The organism is Enterococcus saigonensis, from assembly GCF_011397115.1.
Taxonomy (GTDB): Bacteria; Bacillota; Bacilli; order Lactobacillales; family Enterococcaceae; genus Enterococcus_C; species Enterococcus_C saigonensis.
Window position 1 is genome coordinate 1,597,804 of record NZ_AP022822.1, and the last position, 19,940, is coordinate 1,617,743.

Annotated in this window: 20 protein-coding genes; 3 read left to right on the plus strand and 17 right to left on the minus strand. The window is 36.3% G+C overall.

All coding sequences use genetic code 11. The features are described from left to right. Positions 1-123: 123 nt before the first annotated feature. The 6 genes from EsVE80_RS07515 to EsVE80_RS07540 form a co-directional block, all read right to left on the minus strand. The gene (locus EsVE80_RS07515) at positions 124-813 is read right to left on the minus strand and encodes a Bax inhibitor-1/YccA family protein (protein ID WP_173103167.1); all 690 of its coding nucleotides are present in this window, start codon (positions 811-813) and stop codon (positions 124-126) included. Continuing rightward, positions 806-1,291 (minus strand): MaoC family dehydratase, encoded by a 486-nt coding sequence (locus EsVE80_RS07520; protein WP_408639857.1) that lies wholly within the window; start codon positions 1,289-1,291, stop codon positions 806-808. The genes EsVE80_RS07515 and EsVE80_RS07520 overlap by 8 nt, the downstream gene beginning before the upstream one ends. Positions 1,292-1,516: 225 nt before the next feature. Then, on the minus strand, positions 1,517-2,851 hold the full coding sequence (murC, locus tag EsVE80_RS07525) for a UDP-N-acetylmuramate--L-alanine ligase (protein ID WP_173103169.1): 1,335 nt from the start codon (positions 2,849-2,851) through the stop codon (positions 1,517-1,519). A gap of 232 nt (positions 2,852-3,083) precedes the next feature. Beyond that, complete coding sequence (locus EsVE80_RS07530; RefSeq protein ID WP_173103170.1) at positions 3,084-3,548, minus strand: SprT family protein; 465 nt, start codon at positions 3,546-3,548, stop codon at positions 3,084-3,086. A gap of 1 nt (position 3,549) precedes the next feature. Then, entirely contained in the window at positions 3,550-5,718 is a 2,169-nt protein-coding gene (locus tag EsVE80_RS07535; protein WP_173103171.1) for a Tex family protein, read from the minus strand. A 228-nt stretch (positions 5,719-5,946) separates the two neighbouring features. Next, the gene (locus EsVE80_RS07540; RefSeq protein WP_173103172.1) at positions 5,947-6,681 is read right to left on the minus strand and encodes a metallophosphoesterase; all 735 of its coding nucleotides are present in this window, start codon (positions 6,679-6,681) and stop codon (positions 5,947-5,949) included. Between the two features lie 133 nt (positions 6,682-6,814). On the opposite strand from EsVE80_RS07540, the gene EsVE80_RS07545 reads away from it, so the two are divergent. The 3 genes from EsVE80_RS07545 to EsVE80_RS07555 are packed head-to-tail and all read left to right on the plus strand — an operon-like array spanning position 6,815 to position 9,612. Then, the gene (locus tag EsVE80_RS07545) at positions 6,815-7,675 is read left to right on the plus strand and encodes an efflux RND transporter periplasmic adaptor subunit (RefSeq protein ID WP_173103173.1); all 861 of its coding nucleotides are present in this window, start codon (positions 6,815-6,817) and stop codon (positions 7,673-7,675) included. Positions 7,676-7,683: 8 nt separating this feature from the next. After that, the gene (locus EsVE80_RS07550) at positions 7,684-8,376 is read left to right on the plus strand and encodes an ABC transporter ATP-binding protein (protein ID WP_173103174.1); all 693 of its coding nucleotides are present in this window, start codon (positions 7,684-7,686) and stop codon (positions 8,374-8,376) included. A 12-nt stretch (positions 8,377-8,388) separates the two neighbouring features. Continuing rightward, complete coding sequence (locus EsVE80_RS07555) at positions 8,389-9,612, plus strand: ABC transporter permease (RefSeq protein ID WP_173103175.1); 1,224 nt, start codon at positions 8,389-8,391, stop codon at positions 9,610-9,612. Between the two features lie 191 nt (positions 9,613-9,803). Here the strand turns inward: EsVE80_RS07555 and EsVE80_RS07560 are convergent, their stop codons facing one another. From EsVE80_RS07560 to EsVE80_RS07610, 11 genes are all read right to left on the minus strand, one after another. Continuing rightward, the gene (locus tag EsVE80_RS07560; protein WP_173103176.1) at positions 9,804-10,178 is read right to left on the minus strand and encodes a VOC family protein; all 375 of its coding nucleotides are present in this window, start codon (positions 10,176-10,178) and stop codon (positions 9,804-9,806) included. 9 nt (positions 10,179-10,187) lie between these two features. Continuing rightward, positions 10,188-10,568: a DUF1149 family protein gene (locus EsVE80_RS07565; RefSeq protein WP_173103177.1), complete on the minus strand. Its 381-nt coding sequence runs from the start codon at positions 10,566-10,568 to the stop codon at positions 10,188-10,190. Positions 10,569-10,664: 96 nt separating this feature from the next. Next, positions 10,665-11,687, minus strand: coding sequence for a SepM family pheromone-processing serine protease (locus tag EsVE80_RS07570; RefSeq protein ID WP_173103178.1), 1,023 nt, complete (start codon positions 11,685-11,687; stop codon positions 10,665-10,667). After that, the gene (coaD, locus tag EsVE80_RS07575; protein ID WP_173103179.1) at positions 11,677-12,171 is read right to left on the minus strand and encodes a pantetheine-phosphate adenylyltransferase; all 495 of its coding nucleotides are present in this window, start codon (positions 12,169-12,171) and stop codon (positions 11,677-11,679) included. The genes EsVE80_RS07570 and coaD overlap by 11 nt, the downstream gene beginning before the upstream one ends. Then, entirely contained in the window at positions 12,164-12,727 is a 564-nt protein-coding gene (gene rsmD / locus EsVE80_RS07580) for a 16S rRNA (guanine(966)-N(2))-methyltransferase RsmD (protein ID WP_173103180.1), read from the minus strand. The genes coaD and rsmD overlap by 8 nt, the downstream gene beginning before the upstream one ends. A 225-nt stretch (positions 12,728-12,952) precedes the next feature. Beyond that, complete coding sequence (locus EsVE80_RS07585; protein ID WP_173103181.1) at positions 12,953-13,303, minus strand: YlbG family protein; 351 nt, start codon at positions 13,301-13,303, stop codon at positions 12,953-12,955. Continuing rightward, complete coding sequence (locus EsVE80_RS07590; protein ID WP_232061151.1) at positions 13,293-13,730, minus strand: YlbF family regulator; 438 nt, start codon at positions 13,728-13,730, stop codon at positions 13,293-13,295. The genes EsVE80_RS07585 and EsVE80_RS07590 overlap by 11 nt, the downstream gene beginning before the upstream one ends. Then, entirely contained in the window at positions 13,723-14,832 is a 1,110-nt protein-coding gene (locus EsVE80_RS07595; RefSeq protein WP_173103182.1) for a CAP-associated domain-containing protein, read from the minus strand. Before EsVE80_RS07595 ends, EsVE80_RS07590 begins: the two co-directional genes overlap by 8 nt. Positions 14,833-14,847: 15 nt before the next feature. Further along, complete coding sequence (locus tag EsVE80_RS07600; protein ID WP_173103183.1) at positions 14,848-18,279, minus strand: pyruvate carboxylase; 3,432 nt, start codon at positions 18,277-18,279, stop codon at positions 14,848-14,850. Positions 18,280-18,329: 50 nt separating this feature from the next. Continuing rightward, entirely contained in the window at positions 18,330-19,535 is a 1,206-nt protein-coding gene (locus tag EsVE80_RS07605; RefSeq protein ID WP_173103184.1) for an FtsW/RodA/SpoVE family cell cycle protein, read from the minus strand. A 3-nt stretch (positions 19,536-19,538) separates the two neighbouring features. Then, positions 19,539-19,829, minus strand: a complete 291-nt coding sequence (locus EsVE80_RS07610; RefSeq protein ID WP_173103185.1) for a YlaN family protein — start codon at positions 19,827-19,829, stop codon at positions 19,539-19,541. Between the last annotated feature and the right edge of the window lie 111 nt (positions 19,830-19,940).

Below are 19,940 nucleotides of genomic sequence, written 5' to 3' on the forward strand. Positions count from 1 at the left end.
TCCTCTTTATTCTAACAAAGTTCTAGGAAACTAGCGATGATTAATGATCAGTAAATTTCAAATAAAAAAGGAGAACTTGGTGATTTTTCCCAAGTTCTCCCAACAGTTATTGCGTCTTAAAAATTAATCTCGACCAAAGATGCGTAAGAACGCCAATAACAAGTTAATGAAGTCTAAATAAAGTTGCAATGCTACAAAAACAGCGATTCCTGTATTTTCTGTTCCTCGACTTTGTTCATAATACGTTTTAATCATTTGATGATCATAAGCAGTCAAGCCTGCAAAGACAAAAACTGTTACAATTGACATCAAATATTCTACTGGACCACTGTGTAAAATTAAGCCATTTAACAGCATTGTGATTACAATTCCGATTAACGCAATGAAGCCAATACGTCCTACAACTGACAAATCTCTTTTTGTAAAAACGCCGAATAGTGCCGTTGCAGCAAACGTTGCAGTAGCAGCTCCAAAGGCTACATAGATCGTATTAATATCATAGTGTAAAAGCGTAGCCGTTAAAGTTAGTCCATTTAACAAAGAATACACTAAAAAACCAGCAATTGTTATTGCGGGATTTTTTCTAGCCTTGGCTGCCAATACTAAAACTAATATTAGTTGGACAATCCACAAACCTAAAAATCCTAATGGAAAACCATTTATAAAGCGAATTGTTTGTGGTAGAAATGACGTAGCACAAAGATAAGAAGTAATACCGCTAATCCCGAGTCCTACAGCAAAAAAAGCATAGACTTTAGCATAAAAACGATTTAATGTATCTTTTTCTACAACGGGTGTTTGATAGTTATTCATGAATATCCCCTACACTTTCTGTTTCAATTATTGGAGGTTGCACCATTACGACTGCATCTAAAACACGAGCTTCTTCTGCATTGGTTGCTTCGACAGAAATTGTCACTACATCCTTCATTTTATCAACTTTAATTACTTCAAATGCAAAAGTCAATGTTTCATAATGATAAACAGGTTCAATAAAGTTTACCGAAAAATTCACCACATGTGATCCTGGACCAGGCAAATGTTTGGAAATAGCACTAGTAATAATCCCCATTAACATAACAGACGGTACAATAGGACGTTGATAAGTGGTTTGTTGCGCATAATCATGCTGGATATAAAGCGGGTTAGCATCATTGGTTAATCCTAAATATAATAACAGCTGATTGTCTTCAATTGATTCGGTTAAAGATAACGAATCACCTTCCTCAATTTCTTCGATGGTTTTCCCCATTTTTTTTACGCGATTGATCTGCAAACTTGATTCCTCCATGTTTTAATATCGTTTTGTAGATTTCATAGCTATTGTATCAGAACGCCTTAAAAGTGCAAGTTTTGAAGCTAATCTATTCATACTATTAAAACTTTCTCTACTTTTTCAGCAACTATTAGAATTTCAATTTTTATAAAAAAACTGATGCAACAAAAGCATCAGTTTTTCGTGTTTAAATTGTTTTTTATGACGCTAAGATGAGTTGTAGAGTAAAGTGTTTATTGGTTAAGAACGATTACGTGTTGTATTACTTAATAATTTTTCGTAAGCAGCTTCAAATTTTTGGACATCACCAGCACCCATGAAGATCATAACAGCATTTTCAAAATCCAATAGTGGCGAAACATTGTCTTCTTTAATGACTTGACCACCTTTTTTGATTTTATCTCCTAGATCTTCAATTTTGACATCTCCTTGTACTTCACGGGCTGAGCCAAAAATATCACACAAGAAAACTTTATCAGCTAAATCTAGTGCTTCAGCGAAGTCATCCATTAGCGCAATTGTCCGCGTAAACGTATGCGGTTGGAAAACGGCAATAATTTCTTTATCTGGATATTTTTGACGTGCTGCATCGATTGTAGCTTTAATTTCAGCTGGATGATGCGCATAGTCATCAACGATTGTCATATCGGCAACTTTTTTCTCACTAAACCGACGTTTGACACCTGCAAAAGTTTGCATTTCTTCTGCAACTTCCGTCATATCAATACCTTCTAAATACGCAATACCAATGACACCTAGCGCGTTTAAAATATTATGTTTACCAAAAGCTGGTAAACTAAAATGACCAATTTCTTTTCCTTTAACAAAAACATCAAACTCAGAACCTTTTGTTGTTCGTTTAATATTTTTTGCTTGAATATCGTCATTATCATTTAAACCATAATAATAAATTGGCGCTTCTGATTCTAATTTACGCAAGTAAACATCATCACCATAAGCAAAAATTCCTTTTTTCACTTGATGGGCCATTGATTGAAACGCTGTAAAAACATCTTCAATGCTCTTATAATAATCGGGATGATCAAAGTCAATATTGGTCATAATCGCATAATCCGGCGCATATGCTAAAAAGTGACGACGGTACTCACAAGCTTCAAAGGCAAAGAAGTCAGCATCTGGTACCCCATGTCCTGTACCATCACCAATCAAATAACTCGTTGGTGAGACGCCACTAAATACATGAGCTAATAAACCGGTCGTACTTGTTTTACCATGAGAACCCGTAACCGCAATACTCGTATAGTCATTAATAAAACGGCCGATAAAATCATGGTAACGAATTACTTCGCAGCCTAATTCTTTGGCACGAACAATTTCTTCGTGAGTATCGGGAAATGCATTCCCAGCAATAACAATCATATCCGCCTTAATGTTATCGGCATTAAATGGTAAGATTGTGATCTCTGCTTTTTCTAAATCTCGTTGTGTAAAGAAATATTTTTCAACATCTGATCCTTGCACATGGTATCCTTTTTCGTGTAAAACTAATGCTAGCGAACTCATGCCAGAACCTTTGATTCCAACAAAATGATAAAGCTTATCTTTGTCATTCATCCTAATTTAGCCTCTTTTCTTCCCTATCAATCATGTAAAAACTCTTTTTTGTTTTTGTTAGCTTTTTCAATCCAATTCGTCTTTGTCTCAAATTAAACAAAATCTTTAATTTACCAAAAAACGAGCTAATAATTTGCACGAGGTTCATTATCTAACAAAAACGGTAAAAATTCAACGAGTTTTATTCGAAAAGCGCCTAACATCTCCTCGTTAACGCGTTCTTTGTCAAAGTTTAATTAACAATTCTTAAAAATTCCAATTTTTGGCCACATTGACCACAGACAAATCGCTGTGTATTAATTTTCCTTTGACGCTTAAAAATTTGCCCACAGCCACTGCAACGATACGTTACTTGTCGTCTAACTTGACTATTTTTTTCCTGCGGTAGTCCAGGTGCGTAGCGACTCCCTCCAACTTGTGCTAATAAAATTTTAAAATCACGATCTTGATGACGGTAGCCTTTTTTTAATAGATGCAGATGATAGTGACATAATTCATGTTTGATAATCCCCACTTGCTCTCTTGCAGAAATTTCTGCAAATAAAGTTGGATTAAAATCCAAGTGATGGTCAGTCAAATGATAGCGTCCTCCCGTTGTTTTCAAACGTGAATTAAAGACGGCACGATGCTGAAAAGGGCGATTAAAAAATTGGATCGAAATCTCTTCTACTAGTCGTTGTAACTGTATTTCTGTCATATTATTCTCCAGTTGGATTCAACATGGTTAAGCTAATGCGTCCTTTTTGTTCATCTACTTGCTCTACCCATACCGTAACAATATCTCCTACTGCTACGACATCTTTTGGTTGTTTGACAAAGCGGTGACTCAATTTTGAAATATGGACTAAACCATCTTGTTTAACACCAATATCGACGAAAGCCCCAAAATCAATGACATTGCGAACAGTCCCCTTTAACTCCATCCCAGCTTTTAAATCCTTCATCGTTAAAACGTCTTTTCTTAAAAGAGGGGCGGGCATTTCATCTCGCATATCTCGTCCGGGTTGCAAAAGTGCCTTTAAAATATCTTTTACTGTTGCCACACCTGCTTGCAAATCAGTAGCTACTTTTTCTAGATTCAAGACTTGCAAGCGAGCCTGCGCCTCTTTTGTCCCAAGTTCTTTCAATTTAACATCCGCAAGTGTCAAGATTTCTTTTGCCACAGGGTAACTCTCTGGATGAATACCGGTATTGTCTAAAATGTCACTTCCTCCAGGAATTCGTAAAAAACCGATCGCTTGTTCATATGCCTTTGGTCCTAAACGTGGGACTTTTTTCAATTGATTGCGTTTAGTAAACGCGCCATTTTCTTCTCGATAATTAAAAATATTTTGTGCCGTCGTTTTATTGAGGCCAGCAATATGTTGAAGGAGTTGCGGACTGGCCGTATTAACGTCTACCCCAACTTGATTGGTTACCGTTTCAACGACAAAATCTAGTTGTTCGGCTAAACGTTTTTGTGACACATCATGTTGATATTGTCCAACTCCAACAGCTTTCGGGTCGATTTTTACCAGTTCTGCTAAAGGATCTTGCAAACGACGTCCAATACTAATTGCACTTCTTTCTTCGACTTGTAAATTAGGAAATTCCCCTCTGGCAATGTCACTTGCTGAATAGACGGAAGCCCCCGCTTCATTAACAATTACATAATAAACTTCTTGATTTAAAGCACGAATTTGTTCGGCTACAAATTGTTCTGATTCCCGACTTGCTGTCCCATTTCCAATTGCAATCATTTGGACGCCATATTTTTCAATTAAGTGTTGCAAAGCAGGTCCTGCTGCTTCTCGTTTGTTTTGTGGCGCTGGTTTATGAGGATAGATTACTGTAATAGCCAAAACTTTTCCTGTTGCATCTAAAACAGCTAATTTACAGCCTGTTCGATAAGCTGGATCAAAACCTAAAACAACTTTTCCTTTTAACGGTGGTTGTAATAATAAGTTGCGCAAATTTTCACCAAAAACGGCAATGGCTTGCTCGTCTGCGTTCTCGGTTAATTCATTGCGAATTTCTCGCTCAATCGCAGGTGCAATAAAACGTTTATACGCATCTTCATAGGCAGCAGTGACATAACTTACCGCTTCACCATGTCCTTTTATGATTTGACGATTTAAATAATTTAAAATTTCTTCTTCTGGTGGCACAATAGTAACTTTTAAAATGTCTTCTTTTTCGCCCCGATTCGTTGCTAAAATTCGATGGGAAACCATTTTTTTAACTGGTTCTTCAAAGGCATAGTACATTTCATACACACCTTTTTCATCTTGTTCTATCTTTTTACCAGTACTAGTATAAAGTCCCTTATCAAAAGTTTTTTGACGAATCCACGTTCTAAATTGGGCAGAATCTGAAAATGTTTCAGCTAAAATTTCATGGGCACCTGCTAAAGCCGTTGCCACATCTGGTACTTCTGCGGTTAAAAATTCTGTCGCTTTTTTCGCCACAGCATCATTAGAAAATGTTAATAACCAATTGGCTAAAGGTTCAAGTCCTTGTTCTTTGGCAATAGTAGCCTTTGTCCGACGTTTTTGTTTGTAAGGACGATACAAATCTTCCACTTGTTGCATCTTACTAGCAGCCTGAATATTAGCAGCAAGTTCTGGTGTTAATTTTTCCTGTTCTGCAATTAAACGTAATACTTCACCTTTACGTTTTTCTAAATTTTCTAAATATTGGTAACGTTCTTCAATCTCACGAATTTGTACCTCATCTAAATTGCCCGTTGCTTCTTTACGATAACGTGCAATAAAAGGGACAGTATTACCATCTAATAACAAGTCTAAAACTTGTTGCATTTGTTTTTTTGAGTAATTCGTCAGCTCTGCTTGTAATAACGTTAATAAATCTTGATTAACAGCTGTCATGTCATCTCACCTTTCTTTTGACCTCATCTATTTTAACATAGAAAATACCATTCATTCTGACAAAAATCCGGACAAGAAAAAAGCTGCCAAAATAAGGGCAGCTTCTTTTCTTATCAAAATAATATTTCTTGGTCTCTATAGCATTAGCCTACATCAACTGAATTTTGTCTAAAAAATTTCAAAAAAATATACAGGCTTTGATTCGAATTACATTCTTAGCTTTGACATTTAAAAGTCCGGTTGCCAAGGTCCTTGTAAATTTTGATAGGCAATATCTTGAACAATACCTGTTTTACTAAAAACTACACCATGAATAGAGCCGCCAAAAACACCACCACCATCAATACCAATTTTATTATCTGAAAGCCACAAATCCGTTGTCTTCATATCACCATGAAGCATAGGTGTAATCGTATGACCAAAAACAATTTTTTTACCTGTCTTATTTTTTCCTTTGTGAAATGGTTCTCGTATCCAAATAAAGTCAGCTGAAGCGGTCTCGTGCCAATCCTTTTTTGTTAAATCTACACCCGCATGAACAAAAAGATAATCTTCCCATTCATAGTATAACGGCCGTTGCGTTAAAAATTCGACTAAATCGTAATAGCGACTGCGAATCATCATCGCTATTTCTGTAGGTGAGTATTCATCACACGCCCCTTTGTGCAAAAGGCTTTCAATGGTCTCTTTCCCACCATTGTGCAAATAGGAAGGAAACCAGTCTTCTGGCTGTGTTAGAAATTGTAACAAGTATTCTTCGTGATTGCCTCGCAAATAAATAGCACCAAAATTTTCCACAAGATTTTTTCCTAATAAAAAACATTCTTTACTACGTTTTCCACGATCATTCAGATCACCCATTAATACAAGTTGGTGGTGTTCAGAATCAAAATATGTTAAAAGTTTTTTAAACAACTCATATTCTCCGTGAATATCACCAATGGCATATACATATTCTTTCATCACTTTCACCTCATTATTAGTATACCAAAAATCTTCACAAAAATTTCAAATCCTATATTTGGACATGTGTTATAAAAAGCTTTAAAATAAACACGACACCATGTCATAATTTACGTGGAAAAGAGTGAGAATAATGCAGAAAAAAACAATTGGGCTACTATTTGCAGGCGTAGTCGTTGCAGGCGTGATCGGTTTTGCATTGGTTAATAGTGGTACCAAAAAAGATGACAGTATAACTATTCGCAGTGCGACAGCAAAAAAAATGGACGTAACCGAAACGTTAAGTACAAGTGGCACTTTAATTCCAAATAAAATCGAAAATTTAGTTGGTACTGGTACTGTGAATACCCTAAATGTACAGATTGGCGATACAGTCGAAAAAAATCAAGTATTAGCCAACTACGATAATGGGTTAACATTGACTGCAAGAATGAAAGGTACCGTTACTGAAGTCAACATTCATACAGGTCAGCCAGACACTGCTGCGCAACAAGGAAAAGCATCAATTGTTGTTTCGGATTTAACAAATTTGAAAATTCAACTTGCTTTATCCAATTCTGAAGCTAGCCAAGTGACTGTTAATCAGAAAGCTGTTATTACTTCTGGCCGCCATCAGTATGCTGGTCAGGTAACTCAAAAAGACCCTACCGCAACATCGCCACAGACAGCAACTGGTGGTGCCACTTTGGGAGCGGTTGTAACTTTTACGGACAAACCTAAAGAATTATATGCAGGATTTTCAGCTGATGTAGCTATTAGTGTTGCTACTGCAAAGGACGCTTTAGCAATCCCGATTGAAGCGTTAACCTACAATGAAAAAAATGAGCCTATCGTCTATGAAGTAAAAGACAATAAAGCAAAGATTGTTAAAGTTGAAACCGGTATTCAGTCTGATCAATTTATTGTAATTAAAAAAGGAATTACTGATGGTAATTCTGTTATCTTGTCTCCTACTTCTGATTTAAAAGACGGCAGTGCCGTCACTAAAGAGTAGGTGATAAAATGATTGATTTAAAAAATGTCGTCAAAATTTATCGCACAGGTGGCGAAGAATTGATGGCCTTAAAACATGTTAATCTCCATATTGCTGAAGGAGAATTCACATCCATCATGGGACCTAGCGGCTCTGGAAAATCTACCATGATGAATATTTTGGGCTTGTTAGACCGGTTTGATGATGGCACATACCTTTTAAATGGAAAAAATGTGACCCATTTGACTGATATTCAAAGTGCCAAAGTTCGCAATCAAGAGATTGGTTTTGTCTTTCAATCTTTTAACTTAATGCCACGGATGACATTGCTAGAAAATGTTGCACTTCCATTAGTCTATGCCGGCGTTTCAAAATCCGAGCGAAAAAAAAGAGCACAAAAAGCGTTGGAACAAGTCGGCTTAGCAGATCGCGTTCATCATCGTCCCAACGCCATTTCTGGGGGGCAAAAACAACGAGTTGCCATCGCCCGAGCAATTGTCAATGATCCTGTAGTTTTAATGGCCGATGAGCCAACTGGAAATTTAGATTCTAAAACAACACTAGAGATTATGAAAATTTTCCAAGATTTAAACAACAACGGCACAACAGTAGTCATGGTTACCCACGAGCCTGAAGTTGCTCAGTATACCAAACGTATTGTCTCCTTCAAAGACGGTGAAATTATTGGTGACAATCCAGTTCAAGAACGAAAAAAACTATAGGGAGGGTCAAAAATGGGGATTAGCGAAAGCTTTAAAATGGCATTAGATAGCATCTTAGCCAATAAAATGCGGTCATTTTTGACCATGTTGGGAATTATTATTGGGATTAGCGCTGTTATCGCAATTTTGGCTGTTGGGAATGGTGCAACAAAAGAAATTAATGGTACTTTTAGTGATTTAGGTGCCTCCACCATCTCCGTTTCAACTAGTCAAGATGCCAGTGATAGTCAAAAAATTACAACTCAAGATGTTACTGCGCTAAAACACAGTATTCCCAAAATCGATCATATCTCCCCTGTCACAACCATTCAAGGAAGTTTGACAGCGAATGATAAAAGTAAATTTGGAATTGCTATAGCCGGTATGCCGGATTTGCAATATACTAATCAAATGATGGATAAAGTACTTCTTTTTGGTCGTTATTTCAATCAAATCGAATATGAAGAGAATGCGAAAGTAACCATTATTAGTGCCGATACGGCGCGCTATTTTTTTAATGGACGGGACAATGTTATTGGAGAAAAAATTTCAGTCAAAAATCAAACTGGACAAGTCACTTTACGTATTATTGGGGTTACGAAAGGAACAATGGAAAAAATGATGGGATCATTTGATAGCGAAAAATTGCCTGGCTATTTGGCACTTCCACTTACAACCGCTGTTTCTTTACAACCTGATAGCACAAAAATAAGCGAACTCACGGTTATTGCTAATTCCAAAGATGATATTGATACTATTTCAAAACAAATTGTAAATATTTTATCCGTGCGACACGATGTTGTTGGTGATAAAGTCTATACAGCCACTAATTTCTTGCAAGCATTGGATGAAGTGAACAATGTTTTAGGTTTATTCATTAACTTTATTGCAGCCGTAGCCGCCATCGCATTACTCGTTGGTGGGATTGGTGTGATGAATATTATGTTAGTTTCTGTTACCGAAAGAACCAGAGAAATCGGCACAAGAAAAGCCTTAGGTGCAACAAATAATAATATTTTATTCCAATTTTTAACCGAATCTGTCATTTTATGTTTAATTGGTGGGATCGTTGGCTTATTACTTGGAGCTTCATTGGCTTTAATTGTTGCTCATGCTTTAAATATTACAGCACACTTTTCATTAGGCTCAATTGCTTTTGTTTTGCTATTTTCCAGTGCGATTGGTATCTTTTTTGGTGTATATCCTGCCCGTAAGGCGGCCCGGCTCGATCCTATTGAGGCACTACGTTATGAATAAACTGTCAAAAATCTTCCACCAATTCAAAAAAGATTTAAAAGAAGCACTAGATACCGGTGCAATTTCTCACGACAAAGGATAGAGAAACAATTTATTTTTGAGTCTTATTGTAAGTAACAAATCGAAAAAAATATACTAAAAAGTCGAAAACATATTGTGCAAACTGCACGAAGTGTTTTCGACTTTTACTTTTATGCCATACTGGAAACGGCAAAATAATTACCATCTGGATCGGCAAAGTTGAATACTTCTCGATCACCTAATGAAATCATTTCTCCGCGAGGTACATTAAGTTCACCAACTTTTTTATAAAGCGTAAAGATGTCTTGGCTAAAAAACATTAACGATGGTGAATTGGTTGCAACTTCTGGTGAATTACTTTCAATAAAATTTCGATCATATAAAACAAAATGAGCTTTTGCATTTGTTGTGATTGCAAGTTCAACTACACTTGTCCCATCAACTTCTTGTTCTTCAATGATGACAAAATCCAAGGCTTGCCAAAACGTTACGGCCTTTTTGACATCATCTACATACAACATAATTTGAATATCTTCTGTAAACATCGTTTTCTCCTATGCTTCTGTTTGGAAATTAAGCGTTAATCCCGGCTCATCAGTGGCTATTTCTGTTACTTCATACGTCATGCGTTTTACAATATCAAATAACGGTGCCACAATTTCATTTACTTCTTCTTCTGTAACATCAGCTTGACTTTCAATTTTACGGTCCACAACGTGATTAATTTGGCTCACTCGTCCTGAAATCACATATTCTGCAAAAACCAAGCGAAAATCTAAAATACAACGAATAATCGAATTTTCTTTTGGGTAATTTGGATCTTCCGTATTTAATGGGGTAAAACCTACTTGTAATTGCGTTTCAAAATTCTGTTCTGGGTTAGGTTGATCGTAGTGATAGGCAGCTACCACTGGTTTTTGGCGTTTAATTTCCAAACTTATTCCTCCTTAAACATCTGTTTGCCGTCTAGTATAACACAAGCTTTTTTCAAAACTTAGTCTTATTTAACCGACAGTTATTAATTATAACTGCTATTGGGCTATATATTTTTTTAAATAGTCTACAGCTTCTTGCGCAGTTTTTACCGAAACAATTTTCATCTTTGTTTCAATTTTTTTTGCAGCCCGTATAGCATCGCGAGTGTTTGTATCTTTTTTTTCTAAATCCGCCGGTGCGAAAAATATTTCTGCTCCACTTTCAGAAGCACTAACGACTTTTTTATCGATTCCGCCAATTTGGCCAACATTCCCTTGACTATCAATAGTTCCTGTCCCCGCAATTTCATGACCGTTTCGTATGTCTTGTTTTATTAGTTGTTGGTAAATCTCTAAGGTGAACATTAATCCTGCTGATGGCCCTCCAATATTATCCACATCAAATTGAACTTTTTCTTGACTGTTCACTTGTGTGTGATCGGTCAGCGTAATCCCAATTCCGGCCTTTCCATTACTTGGCAATTTCATTAGCGCGCCACTTACGTTTTTTTCCTTTCCATCTTGTAAAAACGTAATTGTCACCTGATCTCCTACTTTTTTACTTTGAACATATTTCATAAAATCATCACTACTCTTAAAAGGCTGTGAGTCAACTTTTACGACGGTATCCCCAATTTTTATTTTGCCGTAAAAAGCCGAATTTTTCTCAACAGCTAAAACATAAACACCAAGATAATCCATTTTAAATGGCTTATCGGCCAAGTTGAGAGCTGCTGTAATAGCATTATTCTGTGAACTTTCCATATAAAAGTTTTGAATACGATTGTAGTCATCATCACTGGCAGTACCCATCAATTCTTCTTTGGTTACTAAGTCAGAAAAAGCTTGCGTTTTAGCAAATAGCGCAGTTGCAACAGTTGCTTGCCTGATTCCAACTGATGTTAAAGAAAATGAACCACTAAACTTATCTTTTTTATCATTAACTTTCACCAATGTATCTAACTTAATGGTAGAGCCGGGCGCTTCTATATAATATGGTATTGGTAACGCTACGCAAGCCATTAAAACTAACGCCAACAATAAAAGTAAAAGGCGTTTTACGGGTACTTTATGCTTCATAGTGATCACTCTTTTTCACCAATGCTTCAAATACTGGTTTTGGCAAATAATCTTTGACATCGCCACCAAAAGCGATGACTTCTTTTAAGATACTTGAGCTAATATGCGTATATTCAGGGCGGGCTAATAAGAATACCGTTTCAATATTTTTGTCTAAATGGTGATTCATTGTCATAATTTCTTTTTCATACTCATAATCTTTTACACTTCTTATCCCCCGCAATAAAAAATTAGCACCTAATTTTTTTGCACTAGTCACAGTTAGTTCGCTATCTTGTTCAATCACACGAACATTTGGAAGATGCTTAACTGACGCTTCGACTAAAGCTTTGCGCTCTGTTGGTGTGAATAAACTTTTTTTATTAGTATTCACAAAGACTCCCACGATAATTTCATCAAAAAGATCAGATCCTCGCTCAATTGTATCTAAATGTCCATTGGTGAAAGGATCAAAACTACCAGGAAATAATGCTATTTTACGCATGTGACGCCTCATTTCTATAAATTGTTATGCTAGTTATACCGTAATTTTGTTGTTTTATCTGTTTTAAATTCGCAATTTTAATCGGCAAAACAACTTCCTTTGCAGTTTCACAAACTATGACTGCCTGACTAGTGAATAGATTATTTTGTGCCATTGTTTCAAGTTCTGTAATAAGTTGTTGCTTAGCATACGGCGGATCTAAAAGAATTAAATCAAATTGTTTTTCTTCTGCTATAAACGCTGCTAAGGCATGCTTCGCTTCTTTTTTTAAAAGAGTAAATTTTTCAGGTTCTTTAGTAATGGCGACATTCTCTTTAATGATTTGTATGGCTTTAAAGTTCTTTTCCACGCAATATGCATGTTCCATACCTCTTGAAACAGCTTCAATGGCTAAGCCACCACTTCCACTATATAAATCTAAACAGATGCCACCGTCAAAGTAAGGACCGATCATATTAAAGATGGCGCCTTTCACTTTATCAGTTGTAGGGCGCGTATTATCGCCAGATAAACTCTTTAGCTTTCGACCACCATATTCTCCTGCCACGACTCTCATATTAATTCACCTCTTCAATCATATCCACAATATTTTACCATAACTCCCCCGGGTTGACCTTAAGAACTGCTAGCATTCTGAAAAAAGCATCCGCCAACATACTCATGATACTATCAAGATAATTAGAAACAATACATATTGTATTTATCCATAGTTCTTCTTTATTTGAAGAATATTGCAATTAAAAAAATTGATGTCCTCTCTTTTGAGAAGACATCAACTTTTTTAGACGTTTTCAGCTAATCGAATCGTCGTATTTAATTCTTCTACATCAAAACCGTCGTCATCAGCAACTTGATAGGCTGCCTTTGTACCAATTTTTTCGGCAAAATTCATTTCAACATCAGGTCGATAAGAAGCCGCAACATTTCGAACAAAGTGTAAATGTTCAATCTTATTCATTGTTTCTTCAAAAAGATCTTCGTCAAGATATAAGACGACATATTTTAGTTTGCGGGAAACATAATGTACTAACCCATAACGTTTCAAATTTTTTAATTGACGCAAGCTATAGACCCAAACAATCAGGCCACGTCTTTGTTTAGGCTTAAACTCAACTGTTGTATCAACTTGCATGACAATTTCCTCCACAATCAGACTTACTAGTTTCAAAAAAAGGATTTCCGTATGTGACTTTGACATCTTCAGAAAAAATTTGGGCAACTTGCTGACAAATAGCATCAAGTAATGCTTGCAACTGTGTTTCTGCTTGACGGAAATTCGCTACTGTCTCACATAAGTCTAATTCTCTTTTTTTTTGATAGAGTAATTTTCTTTTTTCTTTAATTCCAGGAGCATACGAACCGAAGCGGTTTAATTCTTCATAATCTTCTTTTGCTTTTTGAAAAGCTACTTTGCAAGCAATCGCCTGTTCATCTTGCTCCATATCACTACGTCTTCTTTCGTATTGCTGGAAAATACGACTTTGATAAATTTTACTGCTTAGATTTTCACACAACTGTCCTAAATGTAGCGTTGTTTCATCGTAAATCACGTTATTCACTATCCTCGGTTTCTTCTGTATCCTCTAACAAGATTACCATATTGTCTTCGGCAATGCCAACCCCAACTTTTTGTTGTCCTTCACTTAAAAAGCGTGTATGCAAGTAGGGATCACTGTAAAAGGACATAATTTGAAACATGGTGTCCATCACGGGACGATAATAAAGCCCCGTAACAGTTGGCATTTTCATTTTTTTTAATACTTGTTCGAATTCATCGCTGACGACTAAAAAAGGTTGAGGATTTGTAACATCTTTCATTCGTTCAAATTGCTTAAATCGTTCCTCATTCAAATATTTTCGTGGATCTTTTAAAAAATCCACTATCATGTCATCTGCTCGACCTTGTAGTGTAAAGTTTGTTGTATAAGGCGCACGATTTTCAATTTGTCGCAAAACATTCAACAATTCAAAAGCCGACGTTTCCTTTAGACGATTAACTTTATCCCAATCTGTTAACTGTGTTTTATAAACTTCTGGTAGTTGACCTTCAATTGAAGTATAAGGTGCTAATTCCAATAACATTTGTTTATCAAGATACGTAATTCCCATTAACTGTGATTTTTTTTGATTGAAAAAAAGGCTTGCAAACGTATCGTTATTAAAAGCTACCAACGGACGATAGTTCATATCTTCTTCCATTAACTCAAATTGAATCTTTTCACCATTGTAATCCAATGAAAAATTGGGATATAGCATAGTAACCTTTGTTAAATCGTTCATGGTCATTCCAGATTTAAAAGGTACCGTGTGTTTGTCATCGTTACCTGCAACTTTCACTGCCGCAATTTTACCATCCCGGATATTAGCTGCAACATAGCTGGTCTTATTCTTAGTCTCATAAGTATTCACACGATAGCCAAAGCCACTGTCATAACTAACCAGTGGCTTACCTAAAATATTCGTTAATTCGCTTGAACTTTTACCAATTAAATTCGCATACCCGGAAACTTTAATCGGCTCATATTTCAAACTTGTCTGACTCACATCTTTGTTTGTCTGATTATTATAGGCAGGGGCTTGACGTGTAAAGAAGACCGGTTGCAGATAGACTATAAAAATTGCCACTAAAAGCAGCAAGAAAAAGATAAGTCTACGTTTCACAGCAAGTCCTACTTTCTAACTTTCAGTAATTTCAATTAGCAGATCATCTTGAGCGATGGATTCGCCACTAGACACGTAAATATGCTTAACCACGCCATCAAACCTGGCCTCAATCGCTGTTTCCATCTTCATGGCTTCAGTAATTAATAAGGTATCGCCCCGCTTAACTTGTTCGCCTTTTTCCACGAGAACTTCTAAGACAGATCCTGGCATTGTTGCGCCGATTTGCTCTTTGTTAGTCGGCTCTGCTTTTTGTTTAGTTTGCACTGCACTGATAATAGATGTATCTTTTACTACTACCTCACGACGTTGTCCATTTAAGTTAAAGAATAAAACACGATTTCCTTCAATGTCTGGTTCCCCGATTTCATCTAGTCGAATAATTAAAATTTTGCCCTTTTCAATTTCGACATTGATTGTTTCACCAAGACGCATACCTTGGAAGAAAGTTGGTGTGTCTAAAACTGTAATGTCAGCAAACTTTTCATAGGCAGTGCGATAATCAAGAAAAACTTGTGGATACATTAAGTAACTCAATATTTCTGATAATTTTGGTTCATAGCCAACTTTTTCTGCTAACTCACGTTTAACTTTTTCAAAGTTGACTGGTTCTGCTAATGATCCAGGACGAACTGTAAAGGCGGGACGACCTTTTAAAATAATCTTTTGTAATTCAGCTGGAAAACCGCCAACTGGTTGTCCAAGCTCTCCTTGGAAGAAAGTAATTACAGACTCTGGAAAATTATACTCGTCGCCTTTTTCATAAACATCTTGTTCACTTAAATTATTTTGAACCATAAATAAGGCCATATCCCCCACAACTTTTGAAGAAGGCGTCACCTTGACAATATCCCCAAACATCAAATTAACCGTTTGATACATTTCCTTAATTTCATCCCAACGTTCCTCCAACCCAACTGCTTTTGCCTGTTGCTGTAAGTTAGAGTATTGTCCTCCTGGCATTTCATGTTTATATACTTCTGTTTGAGGCGCGTTTAGACCATTTTCAAAAGGTTTGTAAAACATACGGACATCTTCCCAATAATGATTTAATTGTTGGGCATTATCAATATTAATTTTCGGCTGTCTTTCATCTTGATCTAAAGCAAAATATAAGCTATTCATGCTTGGTTGGCTAGTTGAAGAGCTCATTGCGCTAGTAGCAACATCCACGATATCAACGCCTGCTTGTGTCGCAGCAGAATACGTAATAATTCCATTGCCACTTGTATCGTGTGTGTGTAAATGAATAGGCAATGAAATAGTATCTTTTAATTCACTTATTAAACGATAAGCTGCTCGTGGTTTCAACAAGCCTGCCATATCTTTAATGGCAATAATATGAGCACCAGCTTGCTCTAGTTCTCTAGCCATATTTTTGTAGTATTCTACGTTATATTTTGCTCGACTTGGATCATTTAAGTCTCCAGTGTAACAAATTGCAGCTTCAGCGATTTTTCCATTATCTCGGACCGCTTGAATACTTTTTTCCATTTGTGGTAACCAATTTAAACTATCAAAAATTCGAAAAATATCAATTCCTTGCGTAGCAGCTTCTTTGATAAATTCTGTAATAACATTATCTGGATAGTTAGAATAGCCAACTGCGTTTGAACCTCTAAATAGCATTTGAAATAATGTATTTGGCATTAATTTTCGTAACGTTTGTAGACGTACCCAAGGGTCTTCATTTAAGAAACGGTAAGCAACATCAAAAGTTGCGCCACCCCACATCTCTGTAGAAAATAGTTGTGGCAAAGCCTTTTCGGTTTTTAAAGCAATTTTTTCAAAATCATGCGTTCTCACACGTGTTGCCAATAAACTTTGGTGAGCATCGCGAAATGTTGTATCTGTTAGTAAGAGTTGGTTTTGTGCTTTAACCCATGCTACCACTGCATCAGCACCTTTATCATCTAAGATATTTTTAGCTGTTACAATGTCTTTTTCAGATTCAATTAATTTATGGGGTAATCTAGCTTCACCATAATATTTCTTTTTACTCTTCTCAATACCGGGAAATCCATTAATGGTAATTTCACTAATATACTTCATTGTTTTATTTCCACGATCTCTAGTAGATGGGAAAACAAACAGTGTAGGAGTATTGTCAATGAATGTTGTTTTTGCATCCCCGCTTTGAAATTCAGGGTGGTTGATGACATTAGTCATAAACGGTATATTCGTTTTCACGCCACGAATTCGAAATTCTCGCAGACAACGTTGCATTTTTTGAATTGCTTGTTCAAAAGTACTTGCATGAGTACACACTTTAACTAACAATGAGTCAAAATAAGGAGTAACGACAGCCCCTGCATAGGCATTTCCAACATCCAACCGCACACCAAAACCACCGGGTGAACGATACGTGTCGATTTTACCTGTATCTGGCATAAAATTATTAACAGGATCTTCTGTAGTAATTCGACATTGGATTGCCGCACCTTTATAAGTAATTTCGTCTTGTTTTGGGATACCGATTTCCGCATGCAAATCTTTACCTTCAGCAATTAAAATCTGAGACGTAACAATATCAATGTCAGTAATCATTTCCGTAATTGTATGTTCTACTTGAACGCGAGGGTTTACTTCAATAAAATAAAATTGATCTTCCTCAACCAAAAATTCCACCGTACCAGCATTAATATAGCCAACATGTTTCATCAATTTCACGGCTGCTTGACAAATTTCTTTGCGTTGCACATCGTTTAAAGAAACACAGGGGGCCACTTCAACTACTTTTTGGTGACGGCGCTGAACGGAACAATCTCGTTCAAATAAATGAACTATATTGCCATGACTGTCACCCAAAATTTGAACCTCAATGTGTTTAGGATTACCAATATATTTTTCTACATAGACTTCATCACTGCCAAAAGCGGCTTTTGCCTCACTCTTTGCCCGCTCATAACCATCTTTTGCTTCTTTTTCGTCATGTGCTACTCGCATACCACGACCACCACCGCCCAAAGCGGCTTTAATCATAATCGGATAGCCATGGGTATTTGCAAAGGCTAATACTTCATTAATTGTGGCTACTGGTCCATTCGTCCCAGGGATTGATTGAATTCCTGCAGCAATGGCTGCTTCTTTGGCTTTAATTTTATCACCAAAAATATCAAGATGGTGAATACTTGGCCCAATGAACACCAATCCTTCTTCAGCACAACGTTTGGCAAAAGCCAAATTTTCAGAAAGAAAACCATAACCTGGGTGAATTCCTTCCGCACCGGATTCTTTTGCAATTCGAATAATATCCTCAATATCCAAATACGCATCGATTGGTTTTTTCCCCTTGCCAACTAAATAAGCTTCATCAGCTTTAAATCGATGAACAGAGTATTCATCTTCGGCAGCATAAATACCCACCGTCCCTATTTGTAACTCTGAACAAGCACGAAAAACACGAATAGCAATTTCACCACGGTTAGCAACGAGAATTTTTTTCATCAAACCACTCCTTGAGATTTAATCTATTGTTAGCTAAACATTAGCTGAACTCATTTTTTGGTTGGAATAGACTTTCTTTTTGATGTTCGATTATTTGTTGAGATACCATACTGCTTCTTTTTTTCGTCAGCGCTAATATTTAAAGCAAAACCTATACAAATCGAAAGCATTAAAAGCGAGGAGCCCCCTTGACTTAAAAATGGGAACGTAATACCAGTCAAAGGAATGATTCCAGTAATCCCACCCAAATTAACAAATACTTGAATCAAAAATAGTGACCCAATTCCAATACACATCATGGAGTTAAAAGCATCTGTTGAGCGAATTCCCACAAGAAAAATTCGAGCAATCATATAAAACAATAATGCTAAAACCAATAATGCTACAATCAAACCTAATTCTTCAATTACAATTGCAAAAATGTAATCGGTATGGGCGAACTTCAAAAAGCCTTTTTTCTGAATGCTATTGCCTAAACCGCGACCAAAAAGACCGCCATTATAGATTGCGTAATAACCATTCACCATTTGATGCCCCAAATTGAACTCATCTTTAAAGGGATTTTGATAAATTGCAAAACGACTATACACATGGGCCGGAATTAAACTCCCTTTTGTCAGATTGATTAACTGAATAACCCCAAAAGAGCCTACTACACCTGCAATCCCTAAAACTAACGTGTATAAATAGTTAATTCCGCTAGCCATAATGACAGAAAAAGCAATCAAGGTAATGACAGCCGCATTCCCAAAGTCAGGCAATAAGGCAATTAAAAGTAAACCAAAGATGACATAAACTAACGGTCGAAAAACCGTATTAAAAAAAGGTTTGCCTTGTATGGTTTTTTGGCGGGTTGAAAGTTTCAAAGCTAAAAACCAAATCGTCGTAATCTTAAAAAATTCCGCAGGTTGAATATTAACCGGACCAAAAGATAACCAACCTTTAGCACCATTAACTTCTTGACCAATTACCAAAACGACTAAAAGTAATACAATAACAATAATCATCGCCATAGAGGCAAAAGCCTTATTGCGAATAACATCAGTTTTCATCTTATAAATAAAACTGATAGCCACCAAACTTAAAAGCCAAAAAACAGCTTGGTTAATGACTGAACTCATAAAATTCTGACCTTGTTCAACTAAAAGATAGGAAGTTGAACTAAATACCATCACCAATCCTAATACACATAAAATTAAATAAGGAATTAGAATACTATAATCCAAAAGGTGTCTTTTTTTTATCTTTTGTGGCAAGGCTTACGCCTCCTTGTTCGTCTTTTGATCTTCATAAACCTCAGAATATAAGCGGTTTAATTCTCTTTCCAAATCGCTTAACAATTGATGTCCTTCATCATTTTTTATGATGCCTAGACGCACTGCAAAGGTTACCTGACGAGACAAGCCGTACATTTGTGTATCAACAACTTCCTCAAAAGCCTTACATTGAGAAATACATAAACTATTTTTTTGATTGCGAATTAATTTTTTAATGCGGTCGGCATCTTGCATCAATAATTCCAAAGCAAATTCATGAGAAATTGAATCCATCTCTAATCCAACCTTTCTTTCTTAGTTTCATTATTATAGCATAATCGCCTATTGATTGGGACAAAATACTGGAAAGCTTCGTAAAACTTTCAAGAAAGTCAGAATAAACCC